This is a genomic window from Cobetia sp. UIB-001 (assembly GCF_044789135.1).
GTDB classification, from domain to species: Bacteria; Pseudomonadota; Gammaproteobacteria; order Pseudomonadales; family Halomonadaceae; genus Cobetia; species Cobetia amphilecti.
The window spans coordinates 592,119-607,391 of record NZ_CP058244.1 but is presented as its reverse complement, the minus strand read 5'-3'; the positions used below and the strand labels follow the sequence as shown (position 1 = coordinate 607,391).

Annotated in this window: 12 protein-coding genes; 2 read left to right on the top strand and 10 right to left on the bottom strand. The window is 61.8% G+C overall.

Features of this window, described 5'->3' with window-relative positions; all coding sequences use genetic code 11:
• Positions 1-20: 20 nt before the first annotated feature.
• Together HA399_RS02595 and glpQ are read left to right on the top strand one after the other, a co-directional pair.
• Positions 21-1,025, top strand: a complete 1,005-nt coding sequence (locus tag HA399_RS02595) for a lysylphosphatidylglycerol synthase transmembrane domain-containing protein (protein WP_054555375.1) — start codon at positions 21-23, stop codon at positions 1,023-1,025.
• 134 nt (positions 1,026-1,159) lie between these two features.
• Positions 1,160-2,320, top strand: a complete 1,161-nt coding sequence (gene glpQ, locus HA399_RS02590; RefSeq protein ID WP_404325958.1) for a glycerophosphodiester phosphodiesterase — start codon at positions 1,160-1,162, stop codon at positions 2,318-2,320.
• A gap of 158 nt (positions 2,321-2,478) precedes the next feature.
• On the opposite strand, the gene HA399_RS02585 is transcribed toward glpQ, so the two are convergent.
• The 10 genes from HA399_RS02585 to sdhC all read right to left on the bottom strand — a co-directional run bounded on the left by HA399_RS02585 (position 2,479) and on the right by sdhC (position 15,072).
• A complete protein-coding gene (locus HA399_RS02585; protein ID WP_404325957.1) occupies positions 2,479-3,021 on the bottom strand; it encodes a DUF302 domain-containing protein in 543 nt (180 codons plus the stop codon).
• Positions 3,022-3,319: 298 nt separating this feature from the next.
• Positions 3,320-4,192 (bottom strand): succinate--CoA ligase subunit alpha, encoded by an 873-nt coding sequence (gene sucD / locus HA399_RS02580; RefSeq protein ID WP_043333998.1) that lies wholly within the window; start codon positions 4,190-4,192, stop codon positions 3,320-3,322.
• Positions 4,192-5,358: an ADP-forming succinate--CoA ligase subunit beta gene (gene sucC, locus HA399_RS02575; protein WP_279835391.1), complete on the bottom strand. Its 1,167-nt coding sequence runs from the start codon at positions 5,356-5,358 to the stop codon at positions 4,192-4,194. Before sucC ends, sucD begins: the two co-directional genes overlap by 1 nt.
• A gap of 108 nt (positions 5,359-5,466) precedes the next feature.
• Complete coding sequence (gene lpdA / locus HA399_RS02570) at positions 5,467-6,906, bottom strand: dihydrolipoyl dehydrogenase (protein WP_043334000.1); 1,440 nt, start codon at positions 6,904-6,906, stop codon at positions 5,467-5,469.
• Between the two features lie 113 nt (positions 6,907-7,019).
• Positions 7,020-8,600 (bottom strand): 2-oxoglutarate dehydrogenase complex dihydrolipoyllysine-residue succinyltransferase, encoded by a 1,581-nt coding sequence (gene odhB, locus HA399_RS02565; RefSeq protein ID WP_192838556.1) that lies wholly within the window; start codon positions 8,598-8,600, stop codon positions 7,020-7,022.
• A 51-nt stretch (positions 8,601-8,651) separates the two neighbouring features.
• Entirely contained in the window at positions 8,652-11,486 is a 2,835-nt protein-coding gene (locus tag HA399_RS02560; protein ID WP_215823838.1) for a 2-oxoglutarate dehydrogenase E1 component, read from the bottom strand.
• A 227-nt stretch (positions 11,487-11,713) separates the two neighbouring features.
• Positions 11,714-12,418, bottom strand: a complete 705-nt coding sequence (locus tag HA399_RS02555; RefSeq protein WP_043333105.1) for a succinate dehydrogenase iron-sulfur subunit — start codon at positions 12,416-12,418, stop codon at positions 11,714-11,716.
• Positions 12,419-12,577: 159 nt separating this feature from the next.
• A complete protein-coding gene (gene sdhA / locus HA399_RS02550) occupies positions 12,578-14,350 on the bottom strand; it encodes a succinate dehydrogenase flavoprotein subunit (RefSeq protein WP_404325955.1) in 1,773 nt (590 codons plus the stop codon).
• Between the two features lie 3 nt (positions 14,351-14,353).
• Positions 14,354-14,701, bottom strand: coding sequence for a succinate dehydrogenase, hydrophobic membrane anchor protein (gene sdhD / locus HA399_RS02545; RefSeq protein WP_043333107.1), 348 nt, complete (start codon positions 14,699-14,701; stop codon positions 14,354-14,356).
• The gene (gene sdhC, locus HA399_RS02540) at positions 14,695-15,072 is read right to left on the bottom strand and encodes a succinate dehydrogenase, cytochrome b556 subunit (protein ID WP_043333108.1); all 378 of its coding nucleotides are present in this window, start codon (positions 15,070-15,072) and stop codon (positions 14,695-14,697) included. The genes sdhD and sdhC overlap by 7 nt, the downstream gene beginning before the upstream one ends.
• Between the last annotated feature and the right edge of the window lie 201 nt (positions 15,073-15,273).

Sequence of the window (15,273 nt, the reverse complement as noted above, 5' to 3'; positions counted from 1 at the left end):
ACCCGCTGCGGGAATCTGCCATGAATCGTGCCCTCTGGTTACTGGGTGCTGGCCTTGTGATGGTCATCGCGATACCGCTGGTGCTGGGTGGCAGCGGACTGGGTGGCCAGTTGCGCCAGTTCCCCCTCGACACCTTCCTCTTGATGCTGGGCATGATCGTGATGTGCTGGAACCTGAACGCCGGCCGGTTGCGTCTGCTGCTGGCCGGGCGTGGCGGTCACCTGGGGCAACGCCGCGCCGTCGGCATGGTGATGGCGACCGAGTTCGCCATCAGCGCCACCCCCGGCGGCAGTGGCGGTCCGCTTACCCTGATGGGGCTGCTGTCACGTCAGGGGGTGCGCCCGGCGCAGGCCACGGCGGTATTCGCGGTCGATCAGATCACCGACATGCTGTTCTTCCTCTCGGCGCTGGCCAGCATCGGGCTCTATGCCCTCTCGCATACCATCGACCTGCGCCTGGGGTGGATGCTGGCCGTGCCGGCGCTGTTGCTGATCATCGGCTTTGGCCTGCTGGCCGCGCTGGGCAAGCATCATCGGCGCCTGCTCAAGACCAGCGGACGCCTGCTGCGCTGGCTCAAGGTACGCCATCGCTCACGCATCAAGCTGGCGCGGGGCCTGATCCACTTCCGCCATGCGCTGGTCGAGACGCTCGCCCTGCCGCGCCTGACGCTGAGCCTGATCTTCCTGCTCTGCTGTGCCCATTGGCTGCTGCGCTACTCGATCCTCTATCTGGCCGTTTCCGGACTGGGGCAGGACATCGACTGGAGCTGGACCTTCATCGTGCAGATGCTCTCGCTGGCAGCGGGCCAGCTGACGCTGCTGCCCGGCGGTGCCGGAGGCGCGGAGCTGTCCTCCACTGCCCTGCTCAGCCCGATGATCGGCGCCGCCAGTGCCGCGGCGGCAGTGGTGATCTGGCGTGCGGTGACCTTCTATTTCTACCTGATCGCCGGCGCCCCGGTGTTCTTCGTGATGGCGGGACGCAGCATGCTGGGAAGCTTGCTCAAGCGTCGCTCGGCAGCCACATGACAGGATGACCGAGCAGTGCTGCAGGCTTCATCATGAAAAACACTTGATCATCGCCATATGAATAAGACTTTGTCATGTTGGCAGGCGGCTTTATTGAACGGCCATACAATAACCACAGCTCAAGGTGATCTCACATGCCGCATCCTTCCCAGCGTCACCCGACTTCCGCCCGCATTCGCCGTCCGCTGGCCATGATGGGCGTGGTCGGCTCGCTGCTGGCCACCTCGACCTCAGCGGCACTCGCTGATGACAGGCCCCTGCGCAGCATCGACCCCGGCCATGGCACCGACAAGGTCGTGGTCGCCCACCGGGGGGCCTCTGGCTACCTGCCGGAGCACACCCTCGCGGCCAAGGCGATGGCCTACGCCCAGGGCGCCGACTTCCTCGAGCAGGATGTGGTGATGAGCAAGGATGACCAGCTGGTGGTGCTGCACGACCGCTTCCTGGACCGCGTGACCAATGTCGCCGAAGTCTTCCCCGAGCGTGCGCGTGATGATGGCCGCTACTACGCCATCGACTTCACGCTGGACGAGCTGCGCCAGCTGTCGTTCAGCGAGGGCTTCACCGTCAAGGATGGCGAGCAGGTCGCCGACTACCCTGAGCGCTTCCCGCTGGGCAAGTCGCACTTCGGCCTGCACACCCTGAGCGAAGAGATCGAGATGATCCAGGGCCTGAATCACTCCACCGGACGCGATGTCGGCCTGTATGTGGAGATCAAGGCGCCCTGGTTCCACCAGTCGGAAGGCAAGCAGGTCTCGCGAGCCGTGCTCGAGACCCTCAAGCACTACGGCTACGTCGCGCACGATGACAATGCCGTCGTGCAGGTCTTCGATCCCAATGGCCTCAAGCGCATCCACGACACGCTGCAGCCCGAACTGGAGATGGACCTGCGTCTGGTGCAGCTGATGGGCGAGACCCGCTGGGACATGACCTTCCAGCCAGATGCGGAGGGCAAGCTTGAGCCCTATGACTATGACTGGATGTATCAGGAGGGCGGCATACAGCGCATCGCCACCTACGCCGATGGCATCGGGCCGTGGAAGCCGATGGTGATCGAGGACAGCTCGACCCGGGACGACATCAAGGTCACGCCACTGGTCGAGGAAGCCCATGCGCAGGGCCTGATCGTGATGCCCTACACCTTCCGCCTCGATGAAGGGCGCATCCCCGACTGGGCCAGCGATTACGACGACATGCTGCGCGCCTTCTTCGTCGACGCCAGGGTCGATGGTGTCTTCACTGACTACCCGGACCGCGCCGTACAGTGGCTGAAGCAGCACGGTGATGCTCTGTAAGCAGCCCTTCAAGACAGGCAGTTCTTGGCAGGGGAACACCAAAAAGCCGGACTCCGTGAGGAGTCCGGCTTTTTCGTCCTGCCTGATCGTCAGCGCTCGATCGTCAGCGCTCGCTGTCAGTTCACGGTATCAGCATCGACACGTGATGAGCGCTGCCTTCATTGACCCGCCGCTTCGGCGGCCAGCCCCTTGAGCAGCCCGGCGATCTTGTCCAGCGGCAGCTTGCAGTCGCCCAGATCATGACGATTGGCCATGTACTGCGGCTCATTCCACTCGATCACGCTGCCGCCCTCCACGGCGCGAATCAGCATCTTCTGCGGCAGGTCCAGGGCGGCCGCCCCGTTGCACTGCATCAACAGGGTCCCCACCTTGGGATTGCCGAAGATGACGGTATGCGTCGCGGGCAGCTCCATGCCGACCTTCTCGGCTCCCGCCTCATGATCGATGACGCTGAACAGCGTCAGTCCCTTGGCCTTGAGCGCCGTCTCGAGACGCGCCTGGACGGAGGCGACATCATCACGACTGGTCACCGACTCGATGCCCTTGGCAGGCACCTGCATGCTCGCTGAAGCTTCAGGGGCGGAGGCTGCCGCCGCGCCGGAATCTGCACTGGCAGACAGCGGCATGCCAGCAGCCAACGGCAGGGACAGCAGCGCCAGCAGGCGCGCGGAGCGCGTAAGGGCGGGGAATGACTTGAGCATGGAACATCCTTATCAGTGAGTCGTGTTGCGCCGTGGGGCATCTGCACGTGTCGCTTGGTCAGGTGCCAATGAACAGTCATCAGATTAGCAACTGCTTGATATGAACGCACCTGCCCCGCCTGCATCAGCCGAAACACCTCTCCCCTCGCCTGCGCCACCGGCCGCAGGTAGCCCCGCCGACATGCACTAGAGAGAGACTGGTGAGGGCCAGAAACGAAAAAAGGGCAGGCCCTGTGGGCCTGCCCTTTCGGTGACATGCGATCCGCTTGGCGCCAATCGCTGTCAGGAGATCAATGGCTTACCAGCCAGTGACTTCCTTGATGGCATCGCCGATCTGCGCGAGTGAACGCACAGTCTTGACGCCAGCTGCTTCCAGAGCCGCGAACTTCTCGTCGGCAGTACCCTTGCCGCCGGAGATGATGGCGCCTGCATGGCCCATGCGCTTGCCCGGAGGCGCAGTCACACCAGCGATGTAGGAGACGACCGGCTTGGTGACGTTCGCCTTGATGTAGGCAGCGGCTTCTTCTTCAGCAGAACCGCCGATCTCGCCGATCATGACGATGGCTTCGGTCTTCGGGTCCTTCTCGAACATCTCGAGGATGTCGATGAAGTTGGAACCCGGGATCGGGTCGCCGCCGATGCCGACACAGCTGGACTGACCGAAACCGTGGTCAGTGGTCTGCTTGACGGCTTCGTAGGTCAGGGTGCCGGAACGAGACACGATACCGACCTTGCCCGGCTGGTGGATGTGACCCGGCATGATACCGATCTTGCACTCACCCGGAGTGATGACACCCGGGCAGTTCGGACCGATGACGCGCGCGCCCAGCTCGTCGCACTTGACCTTGACTTCCAGCATGTCGAGAGTCGGCACGCCTTCGGTGATGCAGACGATCAGCTTGATGCCTGCATTGGCCGCTTCAAGGATGGAATCCTTGCAGAACGGTGCCGGCACGTAGATGACGGACGCTTCAGCGCCAGTCTCGGCAACGGCTTCGGCGACGGTGTTGAACACCGGCAGGCCCAGGTGAGTCTGACCACCCTTGCCCGGCGTCACGCCACCAACCATCTTGGTGCCGTAGGCGATGGCTTGTTCAGAGTGGAAGGTACCCTGGCCGCCAGTGAAGCCCTGGCAGATCACCTTGGTGTTCTTGTCGATCAAAATGCTCATTACTTGCCCTCCGCAGCTTTGACAACCTGCTGCGCCGCGTCAGTCAGGCTGGTAGCAGCGATGATGTTCAGACCGCTTTCGGCCAGCTTCTTGGCGCCGAGTTCAGCGTTGTTACCTTCCAGACGCACCACGACCGGCACGTTGACACCGACCTGCTCGACGGCACCGATGATGCCTTCGGCGATCATGTCACAACGCACGATGCCGCCGAAGATGTTCACCAGAACAGCTTTGACGTTGTCGTCGGACAGGATGATCTTGAATGCTTCTGCAACGCGTTCCTTGGTAGCACCGCCACCCACGTCGAGGAAGTTGGCCGGCTTGCCGCCGTTCAGGTTGACGATGTCCATGGTGCCCATCGCCAGGCCTGCGCCGTTGACCATGCAGCCGATGTTGCCGTCGAGGGCAACGTAGTTCAGTTCGAACTTGGCAGCATGCGCTTCACGCTCGTCTTCCTGAGACGGATCGTGCATCGCCTGCAGGTCCGGGTGACGGTAGACGGCGTTGGCGTCGATGTTGATCTTGCCATCGAGGCAGTGGAGGTTGCCTTCGTCGGTGATGACCAGCGGGTTGATTTCCAGCAGCGCGAAATCCTTGTCGGCGAACATCTTCGCCAGCCCCAGGAAGATCTTGGTGAACTGCTTGATCTGGGTCGGGTTCAGACCCAGCTTGAAGGCCAGTTCACGCGCCTGGTACGGCTGTGCGCCGACCAGCGGATCGATCTCGGCTTTCAGGATCTTTTCCGGCGTCTCTTCAGCAACCTTCTCGATTTCCACGCCGCCTTCGGTGGAAGCCATGAAGACGATACGACGAGTGGTGCGGTCAACGACGGCGCCCAGGTACAGCTCTTCGGCGATGTCGGTGCAGTTCTCGACGAGAATCTTGGTGACCGGCTGACCGTTTTCGTCGGTCTGGTAGGTCACCAGGTTCTTGCCCAGCCACTGGGTCGCGAAGTCGGAAGCGGCTTGTGCGCTGTCGACCAGCTTGACGCCGCCAGCCTTGCCGCGGCCACCTGCGTGGACCTGTGCCTTGACGACCCACTTGTCGCCGCCAATCTTCTTGCACGCTTCAGCAGCGTCTTCCGGGGTGTCAACGGCAAAGCCCTTGGACACCGGCAGGCCATAGTCGGCAAAAAGTTGTTTTGCCTGATATTCGTGAAGGTTCATCGTGTCATGCCATTGGTTGCATTAGACTCGAACGGCAGTCGCAAGATGCCACTGCCACCGTTCGCCCCGGCCTGGCCGGGGCGACGCGCCTCTTGTTCGGAAGGACGCTTACTTGCGCTTCTTGCGGTTTGCGATATGAATCGCATGCCCGTCAACGGCCAGCGCGGCTTCGTGCACGGCTTCCGACAGTGTCGGGTGAGCCGTGCAGATCAGTGCGAGGTCTTCGGCGCTTGCGCCGAACTCGAGGGCAGTCACACCCTGTGCGATCAGCTCACCGGCATGCTGGCCGATGATGTGAACGCCCAGGACGCGATCAGTCTCAGCGTCGGCAATGATCTTGGCCAGACCTTCAGTGGCATTGTTGGCCATGGCACGACCGCTTGCCGCGAACGGGAAGCTGCCGGTCTTGACTTCGATGCCTTCGGACTTGGCTTGCTGTTCGGTCTTGCCGACCCACGCCACTTCCGGGAAGGTGTAGATGATGCTCGGGATGGCGTCGTAGTTCATCTCGGCCTTGTGGCCGGCGATGATGTCGGCAACCATCACGCCCTCTTCAGAGGCCTTGTGCGCCAGCATCGGGCCACGCACCACGTCGCCGATGGCGTAGACGCCCGGCACGCTGGTCGCGCACTGGTCGTCGACGTGGATGAAGCCACGCTCGTCCAGATTGATGCCCACATCGCTGTCGAGCAGGCTCTGGGTGTACGGACGACGGCCGACCGCGACGATGATCTTGTCGAAGGTCTGTTCCTGTTCGCCGTTGGCGTCGGTGTACTTGACGACGACTTCGCTGTCCTTGATGTCGGAACCGGTCACACGGGCGCCGAGCTTGATGTCCAGACCCTGCTTCTTGAGCAGCTTCTGGGCTTCCTTGGCGACGGCCGCATCGACCATCGGCAGGAAGCTGTCGACCGCTTCCAGCACGGTGACTTCAGAACCGCAACGGCTCCAGACGCTACCGAGCTCGAGACCGATGACACCGGCACCGATGACACCCAGACGCTTCGGCGCTTCGTCGAACTCGAGCGCGCCGGTGGAATCGACGATCAGACCTTCGGTCAGCGGCGTCGGCGGAATCTCGACCGGCACGGAACCGGACGCGATGACGATGTTCTCGGCTTCGTAGGTCGCCTTGCCACCGTCGTGATCGGTCACTTCGACCTGCTTGTTCGGCAGCACCTTGCCGGTACCTTCCAGCGCGGTGACACCGTTGGCCTTGAACAGACCGGAGATACCGCCGGTCAGGTTCTTCACGATCTGCGCCTTGCGCTCGATCATCTTGGCCACGTCGATCTCGACGCCGTCGGCCTTGATACCCAGTTCGGCGAATTCATCACGCGCTTCGACGTACTTGTGCGAGGTTTCTAGCAATGCCTTGGACGGAATGCAGCCGACGTTCAGGCAGGTACCGCCGTGAACGACCTTGCCTTCCTTGTTGACCCACTTCTCGACGCAGGCGGTCTTCAGACCCAGCTGAGCAGCGCGGATAGCGGCAACATAGCCACCAGGGCCAGCGCCAATGACGATCACATCAAATTTATCGGCCATGTCTCTTCCTGTTGGTGCAGTTCGATTCGGGTTGGCAACCCGGCGAGTCTCAGTGCCACCCACCGGGGCCGCTCACGCCCTCGAGATCCTCAAGGGCGTGAGACATTGCGGTCTCAGACGTCGAGCAGGAAACGAGCCGGATCTTCCAGCAGGTCCTTGATGGCGACGAGGAACTGGACTGCATCCTTGCCATCGATCATGCGGTGATCGTAGGACAGTGCCAGATACATCATCGGACGGATGACGACCTGACCGTTCACGGCCATCGGACGCTCCTGGATCTTGTGCATGCCTAGGATGGCGGTCTGCGGCGGATTCAGGATCGGGGTGGACATCAGGGAACCGAAGATGCCGCCGTTGGTGATCGTGAAGGTACCGCCCTGCATCTCATCGATGCCCAGCTTGCCGGCGCGGGCACGCTGACCGAAGTCGACGATGGTCTTTTCGACATCGGCGAGCTTCATGCTGTCGGTATCACGCAGCACCGGCACGACCAGACCGCGGTCGGAAGACACGGCCACACCGATGTCCTGGTAACCGTGGTAGACGATGTCGGTGCCGTCGATGGAGGCATTGACGTCCGGGAAGCGCTTGAGCGCTTCGGTGGCCGCCTTGACGAAGAAGCCCATGAAGCCGAGCTTGGTGTCGTGCACCTTCTGGAAGGTGTCCTTGTACTGCTTGCGCAGTTCCATCACCGCGCTCATGTCCACTTCGTTGTAAGTGGTGAGCATGGCGGCAGTCTGCTGGGCATTGACCAGACGCTTGGCGATGGTCTGACGCATGCGGCTCATCGGCACGCGCTTCTCGGGACGCTCGCCCTCGAAGGTCGGTGCAGATTTCGGCGCGGCCTTGGCATCAGACTTGGAAGCGCCGGACTTGGCAGCCGGCTTGGCAGCGGACTTGGCCGCAGTGCCTTCCTTGACGGCCTTGGCCACGTCTTCCTTCAGCACGCGACCGCCCTTGCCGGTACCGACCAGCTTGCTGACGTCCAGATCGTGCTCGGCCACCATCTTGCGTGCTGCCGGGGCGAGGATCTTGTCGCCGACCTTCTCGTCCTGACCTTCGTCAGAGCCGGACTTGTCGTCGCTTGCCTCAGCGGCCGGCGCGGCGCCACCGGAAGCACCAGCGCTGAACAGTGCCAGCACGGCTTCGGTCTCGCAGGTATCGCCTTCCTCGACCTTGATCTCGCTCAGGGCGCCGTCGGCCGGAGCCACGACTTCCAGCACGACCTTGTCGGTCTCGATCTCGACGATCAGCTCGTCGCGCTCGCAGGCTTCACCGACCTTCTTGTGCCAGGTGGCGACGGTGCCTTCGGCAACGGATTCCGGGAAGCTCGGCGCCTTGACTTCCAGCGTCTTGCCTTCGCCACCGGCGGCCGGCTTGCTTTCGGCCTTGGCGTCGTCCTTGCTCTCTTCAGCGGCGGAGTCGTCCTTGGCGTCAGAAGACGCAGCGGCGTCTGCATCACCGATGGAGCCCAGCACTTGCTCGGACTCGCAGGTGTCGCCTTCCTGAACCTTGATCTCGCCCAGGGTGCCGTCCTGCGGTGCGACGACTTCCAGCACGACCTTGTCGGTCTCGATCTCGACGATCAGCTCGTCACGCTCGACGCTGTCGCCGGGCTGCTTGTGCCAGGTCGCCACAGTGCCTTCGGCGACGGATTCCGGAAAAGACGGCGCTTTGATATCGATAGCCATTGGAGTTCCTTAACTCAATTCTCTCTCGGTGCCCTTGCGGGTCGCGAGCCTTTACTTGTTGAAGGCGTCGTCGACCAGCTGGCGCTGCTGCTCGTTATGAACGGACATGTAGCCCGCGGCAGGTGCCGCAGAGGCCGGGCGTCCGGCGAAGTCCAGGCTCATGCCAAGCCCCTGACGGTGCTGCTCAGCGACCTGACGCATATGGTGCTGACTCTGATACCAGGCACCCTGGTTGAGCGGCTCTTCCTGGCACCACATCACCTGCTCGAGATTCTCGTAGTCGGCGATGGCGGCCTGGAGATCTTCCTTCGGGAAGGGGTAGAGCTGCTCGACACGGATGACGGCAACATCTTCACGGCCCTGCTCGGCGCGATAGGCGGCCAGGTCATAGTAGACCTTGCCCGCACACAGCACGACGCGCTTGACCTTGGAAGCTTCCAGGTTGCCCTTGTCGGACAGCACCATCTCGAAGCGGCCATCGGCCAGTTCGTCGAGGGTGGAAGTCGCTTCCTTGTGACGCAGCAGAGACTTGGGTGACAGCACGACCAGCGGCTTGCGCAGCGAGCGGATGACCTGACGACGCAGCAGATGATAGATCTGCGCCGGTGTGGTCGGCATGCATACCTGCATGTTGTGCTCGGCACACAGCTGGAGGTAACGCTCGAGGCGTGCGGAGCTGTGCTCCGGGCCCTGGCCCTCGTAGCCGTGCGGCAGCAGCATGGTCAGACCGCACAGGCGGCCCCACTTGCTCTCGCCGGAGGAGATGAACTGGTCCATCACCACCTGGGCGCCGTTGGCGAAGTCACCAAACTGGGCTTCCCACACGACCAATGCCTTGGGCATGGTGGTGGCATAGCCATATTCAAAGGCCAGCACCGCTTCCTCGGAGAGGTAGGAGTCATGGATGGTGAAGGTCGCCTGACCATCCTTGATGTGCTGCAGCGGCACGTAGGTGTCGCCATCCTTCTGGTTGTGCACCACCGCGTGACGGTGGGAGAAGGTACCGCGACCCACATCCTGACCGGTGATACGTACCGGATGGTCGGCATCGACCAGGGTGGCGTAGGCCAGTGTCTCGGCGAAGCCCCAGTTCAGCGGCATGCCACCAGCGGCCATCTTGCGACGGTCTTCGTAGATCTTGTTGACCTGACGCTGGACCGAGACGCCGTCCGGCACTTCGCACATCTTGTTGGCGAGGGCCTGCAGCTGCTTCATGTCCATCGAGGTATCGGCAACGCCGGTCCACTCGTGGCCCAGGTACGGCGTCCAATCGACGAACAGACCGGTGTTGGGCTGCTTCACCAGCGCATTGGCAACGTGGTTGCCGGCATCCAGGTCAGCACGGTACTGGTCGACCAGGTGCTTGGTCTCTTCCGCGCTGAGCACGCCTTCCTCGACCAGACGGTCCGCATACTTCTCGCGGGCAGTCTTCTGGGACTTGATCTTGGCGTACATCAGCGGCTGGGTACCGGACGGCTCGTCGGCTTCGTTGTGACCGCGCTTGCGGTAACACACGAGGTCGAGCACGACGTCACGCTTGAACTGCTGACGGTAGTCGATGGCGACCTGAGCGGCGTGCAGCACGGCGTCCGGATCATCTCCATTGACGTGGATGATCGGCGCCTGAACCATCTTGGCGATGTCGGTGCAGTATTCGGTCGAGCGAGCGTCATCGGCACGCGAGGTGGTGAAGCCCACCTGGTTGTTGATGACGACATGCACGGTACCGCCCGTCTTGTAGGCACGGGTCTGCGACATCTGGAAGGTTTCCATGACCACGCCCTGACCGGCGAATGCCGCATCACCGTGGATGGAGATCGGCAGTACGCTGTCGCCTTCGCTGTCTTCGCGACGGTCCTGACGGGCACGCACGGAGCCTTCCACCACCGGAGAGACGATTTCCAGGTGCGACGGGTTGAACGCCAGCGCCAGGTGGACTTCGCCGCCCGGGGTCATGACATTCGAGCTGAAGCCCTGGTGGTACTTCACGTCGCCGGAACCCTTGGCAATCTGCTTCTTGCCATCGAATTCCTCGATCAGCTCTGACGGGCTCTTGCCCAGCAGGTTGACCAGCAGGTTGAGACGGCCACGGTGGGCCATGCCGATCACGACTTCCTTGGTACCGTACTTGCCGCTGCGCTGGATCAGCTCATCCATCATCGGAATGAAGGATTCGCCGCCTTCCAGACCAAAGCGCTTGGTGCCCGGGTACTTGCTGGCGAGATAGCTCTCGAGGCCTTCGGCGGCGGTCAGACGTTCCAGCACGTGATGACGGACATCGCGTGAGAAGTTCGGCTTGGAACGTACGGACTCGAAACGCTGCTGCAGCCAGCGCTTCTCTTCCGTGTTGACGATGTGCATGAACTCGGCGCCGATGCTGCGGCAGTAGGTCTGCTCCAGCGCGGCGTGGATTTCCTTGAGCGGTGCAACATCCTTGCCGAGGAACAGCGAGCCGGTCTGGAACTCGACGTCCATGTCAGCGGCGGACAGCTGATGGAAGGACAGTTCGAGGTCCGGTACCGGTGCCGGCTTGCGCAGACCGAGGGGATCGATATCCGCCTTCTGGTGGCCACGGAAGCGGTAGGCGTTGATCAGCTGGAGAACACGAACCTGCTTCTTGTTCTCGCTGCTTTCGCCCGCAGAGACAGCCACCGGGCGGCGACTGTTGCGACCCATCTCGTAGAACTGATCACGGATCGGCGCTAGCGGAACATCCTGGGAGGGGCTGCCGTCATGACGCGGCAGAGTATCAAAGTAGTTGCGCCACTCGTCGGGAACCTCATTCGGGTCGACAAGATAACGCTCGTAGAGATCTTCTACGTAGTGGACATTCCCCCCGCTCATATGGGAAGTGCGCCACATCAACTCCATTGTGCCTTCTTGCATCTCTCGGTCACCCTGACTGATGGGGTGGGGTAGGCGCCTGACAAGCGCTGTCGGCGTCACTCGATTATGCCCTGTATGGCGAAACCATGGAGGCCTTCACCATCTGAGTCTTCTTTTATCGTCAAAAGCCGGTGCACAAGGCACCGGCTTCAGCAAGCTGTGCGCTGCGACAAGGTGTGACACCCTGCCGCAGCTGACGTGCATCATAGCAAGCTAAGGCGCGGCTTTTAAGTGGCGTTTGCCAGCAAAAGCTCACGAATCTTGCCGATGGCACGTGTCGGGTTCAGACCCTTGGGGCAAACCGCGACACAATTCATGATTCCGCGACAACGGAATACGGCAAACGGGTCGTCCAGCTCGCTCAAACGCTCCTTGGTGGCGGTGTCACGCGAGTCCGCCAGGAAGCGATAGGCCTGCAGCAGACCGCTCGGACCGACGAACTTGTCCGGGTTCCACCAGAAGGACGGGCAGGCAGTCGAGCAGCAGGCACACAGGATGCACTCGTAGAGCCCGTCGAGCTTGTCACGGTCTTCCGGCGACTGCAGACGCTCGATGGCCGGCGCCGGCGTGTCGTTGAGCAGGTACGGCTGGATGCGCTCGTACTGCTTGTAGAAGATGCTCATGTCGACGACCAGGTCACGCACGACCGGCAGGCCCGGCAGCGGACGCAGCACCAGCTTGTTGTCCTTGACGACTTCGGACAGCGCGGTGACACAGGTCAGGCCGTTCTTGCCGTTCATGTTCATGCCGTCCGAACCACAGACGCCTTCACGGCAGCTGCGACGATAGGCCAGCGAGCTGTCCTGTTCCTTGAGCATTTCCATCACGTTCAACACCATCAGGTCACGACCCTGGGTGTCGACCTGAAACTCCTGCATGTACGGCGCAGTATCGGTTTCAGGGTTGTAGCGGTATATGGATACCTGAAGCATGGTTTCCCCTCCGGGCAAACGGGTCAGGTGCGTGCGGTGACCTGCACGCACCTCGATCACGGCGAACTCAAGCGAGAGTGAACTCGAGCGAGTGCGAACTTGGTCTGAAGCAAGGCGCGGCGTCCCGAGCGGGTCGCGACGCGCGCCTAGGGTTCAGACTCAGTAGGTACGAATCTTCGGCTCGAAACGCTCGACGGTCTTCGGCGCGAAGTTCACATCACGCTTGCCGACACGCTTCTCGTTCGGGAAGAACAGAGAATGCTTGAGCCAGTTCTCGTCATCACGATCCGGGAAGTCGTAACGGGAGTGAGCACCACGGCTTTCCTTGCGGGTCAGGGCCGCAATGGCAGTGGCTTCCGCCACTTCCATCAGGTTGTCCAGCTCGAGAGCTTCGATACGCGCGGTATTGAAGACCTGAGACTTGTCGGACAGACCCGCCTTGGCGATACGCTCACGCAGATCGGACAGCTGCTTGACGCCCTCTTCCATCTTGTCTTCCTGACGGAAGACACCGAAGGAGTTCTGCATGATCTGCTGCAGTTCGCGCTTGAGTTCCGGCACGGACTCGCCGCTTTCGGACTCGTTCCAGCGGTTCAGGCGCACCAGGGCTGTATCGATGTCGCTCTGCGTCGGCTCGAGGTACTCGACACCTTCGTTGAGCGCGCTTTCGATGTACTTGCCCGCGGCGCGGCCGAAGACGACCAGATCCAGCAGCGAGTTGCCGCCCAGACGGTTGGCGCCGTGAACGGACACACAGGCCACTTCACCCACGGCATAGAGGCCGTTGACGATGCGGTCGCTGCCGTCTTCGTTCTGTGCGATGGCCTGACCGTGCACGTTGGTGGCGATGCCGCCCATCATGTAGTGGCAGGTCGGCACGACCGGGATCGGCGCGTTGGTCGGGTCGACGTGCGCGAAGGTCTTGGACAGCTCGGAGATACCCGGCAGGCGCTTGTTCAGCACTTCCTCGCCCAGGTGATCCAGCTTCAGGAAGACGTGGTCGCCATTCTCGCCACAGCCACGGCCTTCGAGGATTTCCAGCACCATGGAGCGCGCGACGACGTCACGACCCGCGAGGTCCTTGGCGTTCGGCGCATAACGCTCCATGAAGCGCTCGCCGTCCTTGTTGACCAGGTAGCCACCTTCACCGCGGCAACCTTCGGTGACCAGCACGCCCGCACCGTGAATCCCGGTCGGGTGGAACTGCCACATTTCCATGTCCTGGACCGGCAGGCCGGCACGCAGTGCCATGCCGATACCGTCGCCGGTGTTGATCAGGGCATTGGTGGTGGAGGCGTAGATACGGCCCGCACCGCCAGTGGCCAGAACGGTGGCCTTGGACTTCACGACCACGGTCTCGCCGGTCTCGATGCACAGGGCAATCACGCCGACGATATCGCCGTTGGCATTCTTGACCAGATCGATGGCGTACCACTCGTCGAGGAAGACGGTGCCGTTCTTCAGGTTGGCCTGATACAGAGTGTGCAGCAGGGCGTGACCGGTACGGTCAGCCGCGGCGCAGGTACGAGCCGCCTGGCCGCCCTTGCCGAAGTCCTTGGACTGGCCACCGAACGGACGCTGATAGATGCGGCCGTTGTCGAAACGGGAGAACGGCAGACCCATGTGCTCAAGCTCGAAGACCGCTTTCGGGCCTTCGGTACACATATATTCCGCAGCGTCCTGATCAGCGATGTAATCGCCACCCTTGACGGTGTCATACATGTGCCAGCGCCAATCATCATTCGGATCAGCAGAAGCGATGGCACAGGTGATACCGCCCTGGGCAGAGACAGTATGCGAGCGGGTCGGGAAGACCTTGGACAGCACGGCGGTCTTCTTGCCGGACTGGGACAGTTCGAGACCGGCACGCAGGCCAGCGCCGCCGCCGCCGATGATGATCGCGTCGAATGTCAGGCTACGCATGGTGGACATGTATCAGGCTCCCCACAGGACTTGAACGCCCCAGACCAAGAAGATGAACAACGCAAGGATGACGAAGACCTGGAAACCGAAACGCAGTGCGGTCGGCTTCATGTAATCGGTCGCCACGGTCCACAGACCGATCCAGGCGTGTGCGGCAATCGAGATGAATGCCATCAGAGAGAAGATGCGCATCGCCGTGTTCTCGAACAGACCACTCCAGGTGGTGTAGTCGAGGTTCGGATGGAGCAGCAGGTAGCCGACCATGAACACGGAATAGACTGCCAGAATCACGGCAGAAACACGCTGCAGCACCCAGTCGGACAGACCGCTGCGGCTGAAATTGGTGATGTTGTTTACCATACCCAGACTCCCGCCAGGACCACGAGAACAGCACTGATCACGACAGTGACCTGCGCCTTGCGATTAGCACTTTCCAGTTCGACACCAATATCCATGTCCATCAGCAGGTGCTTGATGCCAGCCACGAAGTGGAAACCGAGGGCAGACAGCAGGCCCCAGGCCACGATCTTGGCCAGGAAGTTGGTCGCCAGGGTGTCGCGCACTGCCTCGAACCCTTCCGGGGAGGACAGCGAGGCATCGAGTGCCCACAGCGCAAATACCAGGCCCACGAACAGAATCACGCCGGTAATACGGTGGGTGATTGAAGTCAGCGCAGGGAGAGGGAACTTTATCGTCGTCAGATCGAGATTTACGGGTCGTTTGCTATTCACGGCTCTTACACACTCTCTTGGCCCAACACGGACGCAAGCCCGCAGGGGCGGTGGTTTGAGGAAGGGTCTCGGGCGCAGGCCATCCACGGTACCGAGCCGAATTTCCCGCCAGTCGCGCGACGGTGGATTATAGGGGTTGGCCATTGGCATGACAAATGGCATGACGTCGCAGGGCCGCAACCACGGATTGCACAAAATGCA

Excerpts from the sequence above, each read along its gene's own strand:
- HA399_RS02595 (WP_054555375.1), top strand. The coding sequence starts at position 21 with ATGAATCGTGCCCTCTGGTTACTGGGTGCTGGCCTTGTGATGGTCATC.
- glpQ (WP_404325958.1), top strand. The coding sequence starts at position 1,160 with ATGCCGCATCCTTCCCAGCGTCACCCGACTTCCGCCCGCATTCGCCGT.
- HA399_RS02585 (WP_404325957.1), bottom strand. The coding sequence starts at position 3,021 with ATGCTCAAGTCATTCCCCGCCCTTACGCGCTCCGCGCGCCTGCTGGCG.
- sucD (WP_043333998.1), bottom strand. The coding sequence starts at position 4,192 with ATGAGCATTTTGATCGACAAGAACACCAAGGTGATCTGCCAGGGCTTC.
- sucC (WP_279835391.1), bottom strand. The coding sequence starts at position 5,358 with ATGAACCTTCACGAATATCAGGCAAAACAACTTTTTGCCGACTATGGC.
- lpdA (WP_043334000.1), bottom strand. The coding sequence starts at position 6,906 with ATGGCCGATAAATTTGATGTGATCGTCATTGGCGCTGGCCCTGGTGGC.
- odhB (WP_192838556.1), bottom strand. The coding sequence starts at position 8,600 with ATGGCTATCGATATCAAAGCGCCGTCTTTTCCGGAATCCGTCGCCGAA.
- HA399_RS02560 (WP_215823838.1), bottom strand. The coding sequence starts at position 11,486 with ATGCAAGAAGGCACAATGGAGTTGATGTGGCGCACTTCCCATATGAGC.
- HA399_RS02555 (WP_043333105.1), bottom strand. The coding sequence starts at position 12,418 with ATGCTTCAGGTATCCATATACCGCTACAACCCTGAAACCGATACTGCG.
- sdhA (WP_404325955.1), bottom strand. The coding sequence starts at position 14,350 with ATGTCCACCATGCGTAGCCTGACATTCGACGCGATCATCATCGGCGGC.
- sdhD (WP_043333107.1), bottom strand. The coding sequence starts at position 14,701 with ATGGTAAACAACATCACCAATTTCAGCCGCAGCGGTCTGTCCGACTGG.